Genomic DNA, 14,748 nt, shown 5'->3' on the forward strand with positions numbered 1-14,748 from the left:
TACCGTTTCCAGTAGTTATCCCCCTCCATCAGGCAGTTTCCCAGACATTACTCACCCGTCCGCCGCTCGTCACCCGGAGAGCAAGCTCTCCTGTGCTACCGCTCGACTTGCATGTGTTAGGCCTGCCGCCAGCGTTCAATCTGAGCCATGATCAAACTCTTCAATTTAAAGTTTGATTTGCTTCTGCTCGAGAAGCGATGCTCAAAGAATTATTACTGTTAGTTCGTAATGAATTAACTGTTGTTCACTCTTCAAGACTTTTATTTTTTAAGCCCTAAGGCTTTACGATAAAGTCCTGTGAGTGCCCACACAGATTGTCTGATTAATTGTTAAAGAGCGTTGCCACATCTACCGTGGCGCGGGAGGCGTATATTACGCTGCACCGCTGAAAAGTCAACGTTAATTTTTCAATTTCGCGTTTAACTTTCCGACTGTTACCGCAACTGCGTGTCGCTGTTGCCGTGTCAGTGGAGGCGAAGTGTAGGGAGTTCTTTCGCGCTGACAAGCGCTAAATGCAAAAAAAAAATTCCAAGCGCTTATTTTTAACACAACCACTCTGTATAAAAAAAGCGGCACGTCTGTGCCGCTTAATACTTTCACCATATAAAACATGATGTTAATCACTATCGGGCAACAATATGCTTTTCGCTGCCCTCAACATCCAAGGTGACCGGTTTCCCTGGAATCAATTTGCCCGAAAGGATTTCCTGGGCCAACGGGTTTTCAATCTGCTGCTGGATAGCACGTTTGAGCGGTCGAGCACCGTAAACCGGGTCAAAACCAATTAGCCCCAATTGTTCCAATGCGGCCTCGGTCATCGTGACCTGATAGCCACGTTCTTCCAGCCGCTTGTACAACCGCTGCAACTGAATACGCGCGATGGACATGATGCGTGCCTGATCCAATGGGTGGAATACCACGACTTCATCAATACGGTTGATAAACTCCGGACGGAAACGATGGCTTACCACATCCATAACCATGTCACGCATCCCGACATAATCCATTTCACCGAAATGTTCCTGAATGAGATCGTAACCCAGGTTCGAGGTCATCACGATAACTGTATTACGGAAATCCACCGTTCTGCCTTGCCCATCCGTCAAGCGGCCATCGTCAAGCACCTGCAACAGAATGTTGAATACATCTGGATGGGCTTTTTCAACTTCATCAAGCAGGATCACGGAATAAGGACGGCGCCGAACCGCTTCGGTGAGATACCCCCCTTCCTCATACCCCACGTATCCCGGAGGTGCGCCGACCAAACGAGACACTGAGTGCTTTTCCATAAATTCAGACATGTCGATGCGCACCATAGCGTCATCGCTGTCGAACAAGAAGGCCGCCAGCGTTTTACACAGTTCAGTTTTCCCCACCCCGGTTGGCCCCAGGAACAGGAACGATCCAATGGGTCGATTAGGATCGGAAAGGCCTGCACGACTGCGACGAATCGAGTTCGCCACGGCGCTGACCGCCTCATCTTGCCCGATAACGCGCTGATGAAGTTCTTGCTCCATACGCAGCAGCTTGTCTCGTTCACTTTCCAACATGCGCGCAACGGGAATTCCCGTCCATCTAGCTAGAACTTCGGCAATTTCGGCATCGGTCACTTTGTTGCGTAACAGGTGCATGGTTTTCCCTTCCGCCTGCGTTGCCGCCGCTAGCTGTTTTTCAAGCTCGGGCAAGCGCCCATACTGCAACTCCGACATGCGAGCGAGATCGCCCTGACGACGTGCCTGCTCCAGTTCGATCTTCGCTTGTTCCAATGCGGCCTTGATATTTTGCGTACCGCTGAGAGAGGCTTTCTCCGCTTTCCACTCTTCTTCAAGTTTGGAGTAGTCGCGCTCTTTCTGCTCAAGCTCTTCGTTTAGCAAAGACAGTCGCTTTTGACTGGCCTCATCGGACTCTTTTTTCAGCGCCTGCTGTTCCAGCTTTAACTGGATGATACGCCTGTCCAGACGATCCAGAGATTCCGGTTTCGAATCCATCTGCATACGAATGCTTGATGCCGCTTCATCAATCAGGTCAATGGCTTTATCCGGCAGTTGCCTGTCGGCAATGTAGCGGTGCGACAACATGGCCGCCGCCACAATCGCCGGGTCAGTGATCTGCACATGATGGTGCAATTCATAACGTTCTTTAAGCCCACGCAGAATCGCGATCGTGTCTTCAACATTGGGTTCCGCCACAAACACCTTTTGGAATCGGCGTTCCAGCGCAGCGTCTTTCTCAATGTATTGCCGGTATTCGTCCAGCGTGGTCGCGCCAACGCAATGCAACTCCCCGCGCGCCAATGCAGGCTTGAGCATGTTACCCGCATCCATTGCACCGTCAGCTTTGCCCACGCCAACCATGGTATGCAACTCATCGATAAACAAGATGACGCTGCCTTCCTGTTTTGCCAGATCGTTAAGTACCACTTTCAGACGTTCTTCGAATTCACCACGGTATTTAGCACCGGCAATCAATGCTCCCATGTCTAACGACAGTACGCGCTTGTGTTTAAGCCCTTCAGGCACTTCACCGTTAATGATACGCTGAGCTAATCCTTCTACGATTGCCGTTTTCCCGACGCCAGGTTCACCGATCAGCACCGGGTTATTTTTAGTACGGCGTTGCAGCACCTGAATAGTTCTGCGAATTTCTTCATCACGGCCAATGACCGGGTCCAATTTGCCCTGTTCAGCGCGTTCGGTTAAATCGATGGTGAATTTCTTTAGCGCTTGTCGCTGATCTTCCGCATTTTGATCGTTCACCTGTTCACCACCACGTATCTGATCAATGGCTTTAGAGAAGGCTTCTTTAGTTGCCCCTGCGCGCGCCAGGAGATCGCTCAACGTGCCGCGAGTATCCAACGCCGCCAGCAAAAACAGTTCGGAAGAGATAAACGCGTCGCCGCGCTTCTGTGCAATCTTGTCACACAGATTGAGAGTACGGACGAATTCATTGGAGGGTTGCACATCGCCATCAACGCCCTGCACTTGCGGTAAACGCGCGATGGCCTGTTCTATGTCCGCTTTCAGACGAATAGCGTTTACACCTGCCGTGGTCAACAGCGGGCTGACCGTACCGCCCTCCTGCTTCAACAGCGCACTCATGACGTGTAACGGGTCGATAAACTGATGATCCTTGCCGAGCGCTAGAGATTGCGCATCCGCAAGGGCAAGCTGGAATTTATTGGTAAGACGATCCAGACGCATAACTCCTCCCATACATACTGGTCAAAATTGCTACTGGAGATTAAATGAGGTCATCCCTCAAAATTTCAAGATTATTTTGCCAGTAATAAATAATAGAAGGAATGCAGTTACTTGCCATGGATCGTTTTAATTCAGTAGGTTATATCAGCCAGATTAAACTTGCCATACGACCTGTAGTTCCATCGCGGCGATATGAGAAAAATTTGTCGGCCTGAGTCACAGTACAGGCATCGCCACCAAAAATTTTCGTCACGCCCTGAGCTTGCAAGCGCAAACGAGCTAACTGGTAGATATCGGCAATGAACTTGTTATCCTTAGCGATAAATGCGTCTGCGGCAACAGGGAGTAGTTCAATAAAAGCATCACGCACCTCAGGGCCAACCTCAAACGCCTGCGGCCCGATCGCCGGCCCAAGCCATGCCATCACGGACGACGCAGGGGCGCGGAAATGACGCAATGTCGCTTCCAGCACGCCAGAGAACACAGGCCGCGCCAGCCCGCGTGCGTAGCAGCCACTTCATCACCGCACACACCAGACCAGGTTGGTTGGTGTAGGCCGCATCACCGGTCGGCACGCCTGACGCCGAAGACGCTAATGAAACCACCTGCGTTCCATGCACTTGATTTAGCCACTGCGGCATCGCAGGCAAATCGGCCAGCATGACCAGTCGCTGACGATTATCTAACACCGCCTCAGGTCGATCGCCTACGTGCGCACCAAGATTCAACGAATCATAGGGCGTTTGGCTCACGCCTCCCCTTCGCGTGGTACTACAGGCACGCACACGTTGCGGTGCAGGCCAGTCAGGCAGTATCAGTTCGCTCGTCATCAGCCTCTCGTCACCAGTCATATTGATCTTTGAACGCCTCGGCGTCCGCTTTTAATACCTCAATTAAATCAACCATATCTTGTGGTATGGGGGCATGCCACTCCATTTCAATCCCGCTGATGGGATGATAAAGGCGTAGCATGGTCGCGTGTAGCGCCTGACGATCGAACGTGCGCAGTGCAGTCACCAGTTCCTCTGATGCCCCCTTAGGCAAGCGAGGACGACCGCCATACAGTTGATCGCCCACCAGCGGATGATTGATGTGCGCCATGTGAACACGAATCTGGTGTGTACGACCCGTTTCAAGACGCAGGCGTAGGCGCGTATGGCTGCGAAAATGCTCCATAATGCGGTAATGGGTAACGGCCGGTTTTCCCATAGGATGCACCGACATATGGGTGCGTTTGGTGGAATGACGGCTCATCGGTTCATTGACTGTGCCTCCGGCCGTCATGCGGCCAATCGCAACGGCTTCGTACTCACGTGTGATTTCACGCGCCTGAAGCGATTCCACCAGTCGCGTTTGCGCTGGCACGGTTTTCGCTACCACCATAAATCCCGTGGTGTCTTTATCCAGGCGGTGCACAATGCCTGCGCGCGGAACGTCGCCAATAGCCGGAAAATGGTGCAGCAACGCATTGAGCACGGTGCCGTCCGGGTTACCCGCGCCAGGGTGAACCACCAAATAGCGCGGTTTATTGATCACCAGAATGTCTTGATCTTCATAAACGATATCCAGTGCGATATCTTGTGCTTCCCAGCGAACCTCTTCATCGATCAAGGCATCAATCGTAATGGCTTCACCGCCTAACACTTTCTCTTTTGGCTTATTTATCATATTGCCGTTAATCTGTACCCGATCGTCCAGGATCCATTCTTTTATGTGAGAACGGGAATAATCAGGGAACAATTCGGCCAAAGCCTGATCTAACCGTTGACCGAGTTGAGACTCAGCCACCGTTGCGGTGAGTTGTACTTGTTGTGCCATAGTTGCAGCTTCTTCGTTAACGTTGGGTTTTCGCGGCGATGCCGTTTAAAATAATGTACTATTGTAGCTAGTCTTACCCGGGAGCGTAACGGCCAGTCTCCCGGCATAACACTCTGAGGATAATCAAAACGTTATGATGCGTATGAAATATCTGGTGGCTGCAGCCACGTTGAGCCTGGCGCTAGCGGGTTGCTCCAACAGCTCCAAGGATACGGTTCCCGACAGTCCGCCTTCTGAAATTTATGCTACCGCTCAACAAAAATTGCAGGACGGTAACTTTAAAGCAGCAATCACGCAGTTGGAAGCATTGGATAACCGATATCCTTTCGGGCCCTATTCTCAGCAAGTGCAGCTTGACCTGATTTATGCTTACTACAAGTCCGCAGAACTGGCGATGGCGCAAGCCTCCATTGACCGTTTCCTGCGCATCAACCCGACACACCCAAGTGTGGACTATGTGCTGTACATGCGTGGTTTAACCAACATGGCTCAGGATGATAGCGCACTTCAGGGGTTCTTCGGCGTTGACCGCTCTGACCGCGATCCACAATATGCACGCGCGGCTTTTCGTGACTTCCGCCAGTTGCTGCAAGCGTATCCTCGCAGCCAGTTTGCCACGGATGCGGGCAAACGTCTGGTATTCCTGAAAGAGCGTTTAGCTAAATACGAACTTTCAGTGGCGGAATATTACACCAAACGCGGTGCCTACGTCGCCGTTGTTAATCGTGTAGAACAGATGATGCGTGATTTCCCGGACACGCAAGCGACAAAAAGAGCGCTTCCGCTAATGGAAAATGCTTATAGAGAACTCCAGCTGCTGGGTCAGGCGGATAAAGTCGCGAAAATCGTCGAGGCCAATCCCGCTTAACCAGAGAGCAGCACGGCCCCTACTCACATGCGTAAACATAAAAAAACGGCAACCTTGGTTTGCCGTTTTTTTATTCCAACGCAGGAACAGTGTCCGAGCATCATCCCACCACTGACCTTGTCTGCACGCCATCGATCTCATTGATAATGCCACCAGTTGCATCAGGTCTCAAGCCTTGCATTGCGCTTCCTCTATGTGCTTCACAAATTGCAACGAGGTGATCCGACCAGCCAAATAAAAGTGATGTAGATCCCGATTTTTATCCCATTTACGGCTATACTGAAGTTATCTAAGTGAGACGGCAAAAGCAGAGAGGTATGTTATATGACGATCAACATTACCAGTAAGCAAATGGAAATCACCCCCGCAATACGTCAGCATGTCGAAGACCGTCTAACCAAGCTGGATAAATGGCAAACTCACCTGATTAACCCACATATTATTTTATCCAAAGAACCGGTGGGTTTTGTTGCCGATGCGACTATCAGTACGCCTAAATGGTCCCTTGGTCGCCAGCGCCAAGCATGAAGATATGTACGCTGCCATTAATGAGCTGCTCGCGAAACTGGAGCGCCAACTGAACAAGATGCAGCATAAGGGAGAAGCACGTCGAGCAACGACGGCTGGGGTCAAAGACGCGGATATTGAGTTGTCATAACCGAAACCTTCAGATAACAGTAGCCAACAACGCGCCGTCAGGGCGCGTTTTTGCTTCTGAGGATAAGGCCCCTTCGCTTTTTAGTTGACAGAACGAAAAGCCAACAGTTACTTTACAGGGGTACTTTCACCCCATGAGAGCGCTAGCGCTTAACAGGCAACCAATGAGCCACACACCGTTTTTCTTCGTATTCTTTTTTACCTTCCCCTGATTGGGAGGCGATTCGTCATATTGAAAGAATACGAAGACGAACCAGAAAGCCTCCTGAATAGGGGGCTTTTTTTATGCACTTATTTATACGCACTGTATGGATAAAAATGAGTTTACAGGTAACACAACCATGACAGACAACCCTTTACTGGCCTTACGTGAACGCATCACCGAGTTGGATTTAAAACTGCTTGAACTGCTGGCCGAACGGCGAGAGTTGGCATTGGAAGTGGCACGCGCAAAGTTACATACGCATCGCCCGATTCGCGACAAAGAACGAGAAAGAGATTTGCTGGATAAGCTCATCGAAGCGGCAAAACCTCATCATTTTGATGGGCATTATATTACGCGCCTGTTTCAACTAATTATTGAAGACTCAGTGCTAACGCAGCAGGCGCTGTTACAGCACCATCTTAACCCCACCGGAGCCCACTCGGCGCGTGTCGCCTTTCTTGGCCCCAAAGGCTCCTACTCCCATCTGGCTGCCCGGCAGTATGCCGCGCGCCATTTTGAACAGTTGGTTGAGTGTGGCTGCCAGAAGTTTCAGGATATCTTCGCGATGGTGGAAACCGGCCAAGCCGACTACGGCGTTCTACCCATTGAGAACACCACATAGGGTGCAATCAATGACGTGTACGATCTACTGCAACATACCGGGCTGTCGATTGTGGGCGAACTTACCCACCCCATCGATCACTGTATGCTGGTCGCTACCGACACGGATTTAAGCCAAATTACGACCGTCTACAGCCATCCACAACCCTTCCAGCAGTGCAGCTATTTTATCCAGCGTTATTCACAATGGAAAATCGAATATTGTGAAAGCACGGCGGCTGCGATGGAAAAAGTCGCATCATTGAATTCACCCCACGCCGCCGCGCTGGGCAGCGAGGCCGGTGGATTACTTTATCAATTGCGCGTGCTGGAACATAACCTGGCAAACCAGACCCAAAACACCACCCGCTTTATCGTGTTGGCACGTAAGCCGATTGATGTCTCTGAGCAAGTCCCCGCCAAAACCACCTTGATTATGGCGACGGGTCAGCAATCGGGAGCATTAGTGGAAGCACTGCTGGTGCTGCGCGAACACAGCATCATTATGACAAAACTGGAATCTCGTCCTATTTACGGTAACCCCTGGGAAGAGATGTTTTATATTGATGTGCAGGCTAACCTGCGCGGGGATGGATTACAAAAAGCACTGAAAGAGTTATCGGGCATCACACGCTCACTGAAAGTGCTCGACTGTTACCCCAGTGAGAACGTCGTCCCCGTTGAGATACACTGAGTGTAGCGCTCCCAGCCGCCTGGCTGGGAGCGCCTCTCCGCTATCTAGATGCGGCTGTCGTTAGCCTGTTTCAGCAAGGCTCGACTTTCCACCTGAAAACGCTGGGCATAATCACCAAACCAATGTTCTACTTTCTTAAAGCTGGCGATAAACGCCGCTTTGTCTTTGCTTTCCAACAGTGCAATCGCTTCACCAAAACGGGCGTAATAGCGTTTGATCAAGGCCAGATTATTTTCGGATGACATGATGATATCGGCATAAAGCTGCGGGTCTTGTGCGAATAGCCGCCCTACCATCACCAGCTCCAACCGGTAAATGGGTGAAGACAATGCAAGTAATTGCTCAAGCTGCACATTCTCTTCCGCCAAATGCAACCCGTAGGCAAAAGTAGCAAAGTGACGCAACGCCTGAATAAACATCATATTTTGATCGTGTTCAACCGCACTGATGCGATGCAGCCGGGCGCCCCATACCTGAATTTGCTCCAACAGCCACTGATACGCTTCAGGCTGGCGACCATCGCAATACACCACGACTTGCTTAGCAAGGCTACTGCTGTCTGGTCCGAACATCTGGTGTAAGCCTACGACCGGGCCGGAATGTGCCGCCAGCATCGCCTGCAACGGCCCATTTTTGACCGAAGCCAGATCCACCAGAATACAATCCTCCGGCAAACGCGGTAACTGTGCAATCACCTGTTCCGTCACGTGAATTGGCACACTAACGATCACCATACCAGCATCCGCCAACAGGCTGTCAGCCTGCGGCCAATCTTCTTTTTCCAACAGCCTTACTTCATAGCCGGACAGACGCAACATTTTTTCGAACATACGTCCCATCTGCCCGCGTCCACCCACAATGACGACAGGCCGCAGCTGCGGACACAGTGTTTTAAAGCCTTTGTCATTTTCACTGGCGTAGGATTCTCGCATCACTCGGCGCAGAACGTCCTCAATGAGATCCGCAGGCACGTTGAGGGCCTCGGCCTCTTCACGACGAGAACGCAGCATCGCAGCCTCGCGATCGGGAGCATAGATAGGGAGACCATAGCGGCTTTTCACCTCTCCGACTTCTGCCACTAATGCCAACCTGCGCGCCAACAAACCAAGCAGCGCCTTATCCACCTCATCAATCTGATCCCGCAACGCGGTCAGTTCTGCAACCATGTTCTGTTATTCTCCCAACGATGAACGGCGTACCGCACCTAGTTCCTGATGCACCGATCTCAACAAAGCATCGGTTCTTTCCCAATTGATACAGGCATCTGTCACCGATACACCATATTGCATTGCCGAACGCGGTTGTTCCGACGACTGATTGCCTTCATGAATATGACTTTCCAGCATCATGCCAATAATGGAACGGTTACCCGCTTTAATTTGCTCAACAATGGATGACACCACCTGCGGTTGGCGACGGTAATCTTTATTCGAGTTGCCATGGCTGCAATCTATCATGAGTGAAGGCGTTAAGCCCGCAGCCTGCATCTGTTTTTCACATTCCGCTACGTCTTGTGCGCTGTAGTTAGGCTGCTTGCCGCCACGCAAAATAACATGACCGTCGCTGTTACCCTGAGTTTGCAGCAGGCACACCTGGCCGGTTTGGTTGATACCCACAAAACGGTGCGGCATTGCTGCGGCTTTCATCGCATTAATGGCCGTGCCCAGGCTTCCATCGGTGCCGTTCTTGAAACCCACTGGCATCGAAAGGCCAGAAGCCATTTCGCGGTGCGTTTGCGATTCAGTGGTCCGCGCACCAATCGCTGACCAACTGAACAGATCGCCCAGATATTGTGGACTGTTGGGATCCAACGCTTCTGTCGCCAAAGGCAGCCCCATGTTCACCAGGTTTAGCAGCAGCTCACGTGCAATGTATAACCCCGCCTCCACGTCGAAGGAGCCATCCATGTAGGGGTCATTGATAAGACCTTTCCAACCTACAGTAGTACGCGGTTTTTCAAAGTAAACGCGCATTACGATATACAACCGATCGCTCAATTCGGCTGATAGCGTATGCAAGCGGCGGGCATACTCCAACGCAGCATCCGTGTCGTGAATGGAACAGGGTCCACACACCACCAATAACCGGTTATCGCGACCGTGGATAATATCGGAAATGGTACAACGTGCCGTGGCAATGGCCTGCTCTTCTTGCACATTGAGCGGGAATTTTGCCTTGAGCTCATCGGGCGTAATCAGTACTTGTTCATCGGCAATATTGATGTTGTTGAGCGAATCTTTTTGCATGTTCATTTTCCTGGACAGTTCTTGAGTAGCGTAGCGCGCTTTCCGCCGCCACACTGAGTTCAAGATACCACAAAATGTAAAGATTTCAACCCATGCAGTGTAAATATAAAATTACTAGTTCACTTTCACCTGAATCTCACGTTCGCGTCGCGGGTTACTGGCTTTCCTCGCTTATCTCAATGCAAATAATGATAGGATCAATGCAACATGAGAAAAGCATGCTGGGAGCCATCCTAATTGACGACGAGCAACTGGCTCGCGAAGAGTTGTTGCTACTACTGGATAAAGAAGATGACATTGAGGTAATAGCGCAGTGCAGCAACGCGCTGGAAGCTATACCGGTGATTAACCGACTTCAACCGGATGTGATCTTTCTTGATATCCAGATGCCGAAAATCAGTGGGCTGGAACTGGTTGCCATGCTCGATCCTGACAGCATGCCTTATGTTGTTTTTGTCACCGCCTATAACGAATACGCGGTGCGCGCTTTTGAAGAACATGCCTTTGATTATTTGCTCAGGCCGCTGGACAATCAGCGCCTGGCAAAAACCCTCAATCGTCTTCGACGCGGCACATCCGTAAATAAAAATGTACAACTTATTGCGGAGCCTCAACTTAGGCATATCCCGTGCCACGGCCACAACCGTATTTTTCTCCTTAAGATCGAAGAAGTGGAATATCTCTGTTCCGAGCTGAGCGGCGTCCATGTCGTAGGGCTAAATCAGTCAGGTTATACCCAGCTATCGTTAAAAACCCTGGAAGAGAAGACGCCTTTTGTCCGCTGTCATCGCCAGTACATGGTAAACACCGAGTTGCTTCAGGAGATACAGTTGATGGATAACTGTGGCGCAGAAGTCATTACCCACACCGGTAAACATATTCCCGTGAGCCGACGCTATTTAAAAAGCTTGAAAGAGAAGCTGGGTATTGCTTGATACCGACAGAAACCGCCCTCTGATAAGGATAATGGGATGAGATTCGGATACGTGTTATGCCTGACATTGGTGCTTGCCAGTTGTCAAATCTCTCAGACACCGTCACCGGAAAGGTCCCATTCCCTCTGGTATAACATGGGGCTCAACGATGCCATGACAGGAAACGTGGTGAAAGACAACGATGCCCTGGTGGAATGGTCTGGTGATACGGCCATTGATCGCTCCCATTACTTACGGGGTTATCAGGATGGACAAGCCACATTGTGCCATGCAACCCAACTGGAAGAATGGGGTAAAGCGGGAAAAGATTTTCCCGCCAGCTGTGATGGCACCGAGAATGCCGAGCAATTAAGACAAATTTGGCAAAAACATGCCGCTCAGAATTATTAGATTGCCGTTGTAATTTTGTATCATCATGCAATAACACTATGCCACACTAGAAAGTAGGGGTATTGATATTTTTGGATACAGATCGTACAAGATCTCAACAAAATCGCGCTTACTGGAATCAGAGTTCTTTAACGCTGACACTAAATTTTCGAAAACGTCTTCTAATTTTATCCCCCCCGTCAGACCTAGTTTTATATACTTTACATTTTTATCAGAATAAATATTTCGATCATCACCTGAAGATGCACTTAGCACAAACTCACGTCCACAAGATGTTACAACGCCCAACACAATATGTTCTCGACTAAGGAACATATTTTTCTTACTCAAAAAAGTGAACGTTGTATAGCCAGGAACATGTTCCTCTCTGAGCTTCACACCAATATTTTTTTCATTAAAAACAACTGGGTGTGTTATTTTATTTGCTTCAATAATATGACTTCCAAACGCTTTAACCTTCATGGCATTTTCGCTTTTCTGATGAAGATAAGCAGCCACATCAATCAGCGCATCTTCTTTATAACTATAATGATCTTTATGAGAAATAATATCCTGAACAAGCGTTTCTTTTATCTCTTTAAAGCTTTTATAAATGTATGCTTTTTTTCATTATATTTACCAATATGTAAGGCCCTTGATTTTTTTCTTCTATTACAGTGCAATAGCCACTCGAGTTACATCTCTCCGTAAATACAACTTCATTTCCGTTTGAAAGTGGAATTCTTATTTTTTCTCTTCACTGGCAGACTCATCCAAACGTTCAATACTGTTTAACAATGTCGTGGTTATTGATAAAATATTAGTTTTTACTTTATTCTGCCTGTAATCTTCTAATAGTTTTATAACTACATAGCTTACTCCGAGAGTAACAATCGCTAATAGAATCCTTCCTTCATCGCTAAAGTTAACACTATTTTCTGGTGAGAAAATGGCATCATTAATAATGCTATGCTCACTGGTTTTATAATAATTCAGATCAGAGTTGAGTCCGGTTTGCAAAGATAAAATTGTATTCATGCGCCCTCTATATTGATGACATTCACTATTTCATACAATGTACCCTTACACCGTAGCGACACCATCAGCTAATTACCTCAATAAAAAAGGGTTTAGCCATTGGCTAAACCCTTCGTAACTAAAAGCTTTTGGATGTCGCGTTAGCGAACTCTTAGTTAAGACGCAACTCGTGTATGCCGAAAATAACAACGGCCCGTATTCTTATGACGTTGCTCAGGCGCCGTTGACATCGTCCTATCTGGCAGGGTTCCGTTTGCAACAGTTAGCGATACTGCATAGCTCGAAGCCAGAGCGCATATTGGCTTGGCCGCGCTCTTCATTGTGACGCTACATGCGATCGTGCTGGCGCTGCTGGCACGTGCAGCTGATATGCCGGTTACGGTGCCCGCACAGCCACAGCCCGTGAGTGTGGAACTGGTGGTGGCGACACCCAATGTAGAGACACCACCCAGCGTCTCAGAAACGAATCTCCCTGAAGAAGTCGTGTTACCTGAAGCGGTTGCGCAACCAGAGCCGAAGGAAGCGGTAAAACCGGTGGATGAAAATGCGGTTGCGCCCGCGCCGCCGGAAAAGAAAACACCGCCGCCCGTCAAAAAAGCGGTACCGGCCAAGCGTAAACCCACACCGCAGCCCGTGCGGCAGGAACCTGTCACAGCGGCCAATAACGCCCCAAGCGCCACGGCCGCACCTGTCACCAGCGCGACACAGGATGCGCCCCTGATGCCACCTCAGGCTAACGCCGATTACCTGCGCAACCATCCGTCGCCTTACCCTGAAGTGGCGATCAGTCGTGGTCAGGAAGGTACGGTGTTGCTGAATGTTCAGGTGCGTCCCGATGGCAAGGTACAAACGTTAAATATCCAAAAATCCAGCGGCTATCCGGCGCTGGACAACGCCGCCCGAGACACGGTGCTGCGCTGGTCCTTCGTTCCGGCACGGCGTGGCAGCCAGGCTGTCAACTGTTGGGTGGTGGTTCCCGTCGATTTTTCGCTTAATTCATGAGGTAGTAGTTATGACTTTCGGACACGTAGAACTCCTTTCCCCTGAAGGGGGCGTTATTCTGCTGTTACTGCTGTTCTCCGTGCTGACCTGGACGCTCGGTGTATTAAAACTACTGCAATACCGCCGTTTACAGCGGCGCGCTCGGCAATTTCGTGCCCTTTTTTGGCAACAGGACGATCTGAGTCACTCGCTGAGCCACAGTCTTGCTGAGACTGGCGCGTTCGCTAACCTCGCTCAGGCAGCGCTGCAAGCGCCACAACCCGTAAACGGTAAACTCACACTCGGGCTTCATCTGCCCGATCGCGTAGAACGCGCATTGCAACAGCAGATCCAACGCGAGCGCCGCACGTTGGAAACCGGACTAGCCGTGCTGGCCAGTATCGGTACCACATCGCCGTTTATCGGCCTGTTCTGGACGGTGTGGGGCATCATGGCAGCACTACAACAAATTGGACTGTCTGGCTCAGCCAGTCTGGATACCGTTGCGGGCCCCATCGGTAATGCCCTGATTGCAACCGGTATTGGTATTGCCGTCGCCGTTCCTACGGTGTTTATTTACAACTATTTTTTGCGACGTTTGAAACTGGCGGTGGCAGATATGTATGATTTCGCCACGATGTTTTCAGCCTGTTGCAGGCACACGACTTTCAGGTAACACCACCATCCGATACGCCTTATAGCTTAAAAAACATCAGGGAGGTGGTGTGATATGGCTTTCGCCTCTCGTAACGATGACGACATGATGAGTGAAATGAACATTACCCCGCTGGTAGACGTGATGCTGGTGCTCCTGGTGGTGTTTATCGTCACGGCACCGATGTTGACCAACGCGATTCCGGTGCAGTTACCAAAAACCGCGCCCGCCGAGCGAACCGAGCCCTTGGTGATCAGCATTGATGCCCAGCAGCAGCTGTTTATCAATAAAGATCCTTTCCCTCGCGATCGGTTAGCCGCCCACTTGCAACAGGCCAAAGCAAATAATGCCAATCTGGTAGTGCAGGTGCAGGCAGACAAAGAGGCCAACTACGGCGAGGTTGCCGCGTTGCTGGCCGATGTGGAGCAGGCAGAAATTACGCGCATCTCCCTGTTGACCCAGAAATAACCCACGCGGAATGC

Annotated in this window: 13 protein-coding genes, 3 pseudogenes and 2 other annotated features (1 of these 18 only partly in view); of the genes and pseudogenes, 9 read left to right on the forward strand and 7 right to left on the reverse strand. The window is 50.1% G+C overall.

Annotated features, from left to right (window positions below; all coding sequences use genetic code 11):
• Positions 1-167 (reverse strand) — a sequence feature (most likely nonfunctional fraction of RNA operon) (it extends 2,022 nt beyond the left edge of the window).
• Between the two features lie 456 nt (positions 168-623).
• The 3 genes and pseudogenes from clpB to rluD form a co-directional block, all read right to left on the reverse strand.
• Positions 624-3,200 (reverse strand): ATP-dependent chaperone ClpB, encoded by a 2,577-nt coding sequence (clpB, locus tag JZM30_RS05030; RefSeq protein WP_252317780.1) that lies wholly within the window; start codon positions 3,198-3,200, stop codon positions 624-626.
• Between the two features lie 139 nt (positions 3,201-3,339).
• Positions 3,340-4,030 (reverse strand): annotated as a pseudogene (gene pgeF, locus JZM30_RS05035) (peptidoglycan editing factor PgeF).
• 10 nt (positions 4,031-4,040) lie between these two features.
• Complete coding sequence (rluD, locus tag JZM30_RS05040; RefSeq protein ID WP_252317781.1) at positions 4,041-5,018, reverse strand: 23S rRNA pseudouridine(1911/1915/1917) synthase RluD; 978 nt, start codon at positions 5,016-5,018, stop codon at positions 4,041-4,043.
• Positions 5,019-5,151: 133 nt separating this feature from the next.
• On the opposite strand from rluD, the gene bamD reads away from it, so the two are divergent.
• The 4 genes and pseudogenes from bamD to pheA all read left to right on the forward strand — a co-directional run bounded on the left by bamD (position 5,152) and on the right by pheA (position 8,042).
• Positions 5,152-5,886 carry an outer membrane protein assembly factor BamD gene (gene bamD / locus JZM30_RS05045; RefSeq protein WP_252317782.1) on the forward strand — a complete coding sequence of 245 codons (735 nt, stop codon included), beginning with the start codon at positions 5,152-5,154 and terminating at the stop codon, positions 5,884-5,886.
• A 324-nt stretch (positions 5,887-6,210) separates the two neighbouring features.
• A pseudogene (raiA, locus tag JZM30_RS05050) lies at positions 6,211-6,544 on the forward strand (ribosome-associated translation inhibitor RaiA).
• A 162-nt stretch (positions 6,545-6,706) separates the two neighbouring features.
• Positions 6,707-6,830, forward strand: a sequence feature (Phe leader region).
• Complete coding sequence (gene pheL, locus JZM30_RS05055; RefSeq protein WP_196907589.1) at positions 6,708-6,755, forward strand: pheA operon leader peptide PheL; 48 nt, start codon at positions 6,708-6,710, stop codon at positions 6,753-6,755. Its footprint overlaps the feature before it by 48 nt.
• 54 nt (positions 6,831-6,884) lie before the next feature.
• Positions 6,885-8,042 (forward strand): annotated as a pseudogene (gene pheA, locus JZM30_RS05060) (bifunctional chorismate mutase/prephenate dehydratase).
• Between the two features lie 44 nt (positions 8,043-8,086).
• Here the strand turns inward: pheA and tyrA are convergent.
• Both tyrA and JZM30_RS05070 read right to left on the reverse strand, forming a co-directional pair.
• The gene (gene tyrA, locus JZM30_RS05065; RefSeq protein WP_252317783.1) at positions 8,087-9,208 is read right to left on the reverse strand and encodes a bifunctional chorismate mutase/prephenate dehydrogenase; all 1,122 of its coding nucleotides are present in this window, start codon (positions 9,206-9,208) and stop codon (positions 8,087-8,089) included.
• A gap of 6 nt (positions 9,209-9,214) precedes the next feature.
• A complete protein-coding gene (locus JZM30_RS05070; protein WP_252317784.1) occupies positions 9,215-10,288 on the reverse strand; it encodes a 3-deoxy-7-phosphoheptulonate synthase in 1,074 nt (357 codons plus the stop codon).
• A gap of 218 nt (positions 10,289-10,506) precedes the next feature.
• Between JZM30_RS05070 and btsR the strand changes: the two genes are divergently transcribed.
• Positions 10,507-11,223, forward strand: coding sequence for a two-component system response regulator BtsR (gene btsR, locus JZM30_RS05075; protein WP_252317785.1), 717 nt, complete (start codon positions 10,507-10,509; stop codon positions 11,221-11,223).
• Positions 11,224-11,259: 36 nt separating this feature from the next.
• Positions 11,260-11,613 carry a DUF2799 domain-containing protein gene (locus JZM30_RS05080; protein ID WP_252317786.1) on the forward strand — a complete coding sequence of 118 codons (354 nt, stop codon included), beginning with the start codon at positions 11,260-11,262 and terminating at the stop codon, positions 11,611-11,613.
• 36 nt (positions 11,614-11,649) lie between these two features.
• On the opposite strand, the gene JZM30_RS05085 is transcribed toward JZM30_RS05080, so the two are convergent.
• Both JZM30_RS05085 and JZM30_RS05090 read right to left on the reverse strand, forming a co-directional pair.
• Positions 11,650-12,111, reverse strand: coding sequence for a hypothetical protein (locus tag JZM30_RS05085; protein ID WP_252317787.1), 462 nt, complete (start codon positions 12,109-12,111; stop codon positions 11,650-11,652).
• A gap of 225 nt (positions 12,112-12,336) precedes the next feature.
• Entirely contained in the window at positions 12,337-12,630 is a 294-nt protein-coding gene (locus JZM30_RS05090) for a hypothetical protein (RefSeq protein ID WP_252317788.1), read from the reverse strand.
• Between the two features lie 303 nt (positions 12,631-12,933).
• Between JZM30_RS05090 and JZM30_RS05095 the strand changes: the two genes are divergently transcribed.
• From JZM30_RS05095 to JZM30_RS05105, 3 genes are read left to right on the forward strand one after another with little or no spacing between them, the layout of a single operon-like run.
• Positions 12,934-13,632 carry an energy transducer TonB gene (locus JZM30_RS05095; protein WP_308167121.1) on the forward strand — a complete coding sequence of 233 codons (699 nt, stop codon included), beginning with the start codon at positions 12,934-12,936 and terminating at the stop codon, positions 13,630-13,632.
• Positions 13,633-13,642: 10 nt separating this feature from the next.
• Positions 13,643-14,287: a MotA/TolQ/ExbB proton channel family protein gene (locus tag JZM30_RS05100; protein ID WP_252317789.1), complete on the forward strand. Its 645-nt coding sequence runs from the start codon at positions 13,643-13,645 to the stop codon at positions 14,285-14,287.
• A gap of 54 nt (positions 14,288-14,341) precedes the next feature.
• Entirely contained in the window at positions 14,342-14,734 is a 393-nt protein-coding gene (locus JZM30_RS05105; RefSeq protein WP_252317790.1) for an ExbD/TolR family protein, read from the forward strand.
• Positions 14,735-14,748: the final 14 nt, after the last annotated feature.

Origin of the sequence: Candidatus Symbiopectobacterium endolongispinus, assembly GCF_018777385.1 — a bacterium.
GTDB classification, from domain to species: Bacteria; Pseudomonadota; Gammaproteobacteria; order Enterobacterales; family Enterobacteriaceae; genus Symbiopectobacterium; species Symbiopectobacterium endolongispinus.

Excerpts from the sequence above, each read along its gene's own strand:
- clpB (WP_252317780.1), bottom strand. The coding sequence starts at position 3,200 with ATGCGTCTGGATCGTCTTACCAATAAATTCCAGCTTGCCCTTGCGGAT.
- rluD (WP_252317781.1), bottom strand. The coding sequence starts at position 5,018 with ATGGCACAACAAGTACAACTCACCGCAACGGTGGCTGAGTCTCAACTC.
- bamD (WP_252317782.1), top strand. The coding sequence starts at position 5,152 with ATGATGCGTATGAAATATCTGGTGGCTGCAGCCACGTTGAGCCTGGCG.
- tyrA (WP_252317783.1), bottom strand. The coding sequence starts at position 9,208 with ATGGTTGCAGAACTGACCGCGTTGCGGGATCAGATTGATGAGGTGGAT.
- JZM30_RS05070 (WP_252317784.1), bottom strand. The coding sequence starts at position 10,288 with ATGCAAAAAGATTCGCTCAACAACATCAATATTGCCGATGAACAAGTA.
- btsR (WP_252317785.1), top strand. The coding sequence starts at position 10,507 with ATGCTGGGAGCCATCCTAATTGACGACGAGCAACTGGCTCGCGAAGAG.
- JZM30_RS05080 (WP_252317786.1), top strand. The coding sequence starts at position 11,260 with ATGAGATTCGGATACGTGTTATGCCTGACATTGGTGCTTGCCAGTTGT.
- JZM30_RS05090 (WP_252317788.1), bottom strand. The coding sequence starts at position 12,630 with ATGAATACAATTTTATCTTTGCAAACCGGACTCAACTCTGATCTGAAT.
- JZM30_RS05100 (WP_252317789.1), top strand. The coding sequence starts at position 13,643 with ATGACTTTCGGACACGTAGAACTCCTTTCCCCTGAAGGGGGCGTTATT.
- JZM30_RS05105 (WP_252317790.1), top strand. The coding sequence starts at position 14,342 with ATGGCTTTCGCCTCTCGTAACGATGACGACATGATGAGTGAAATGAAC.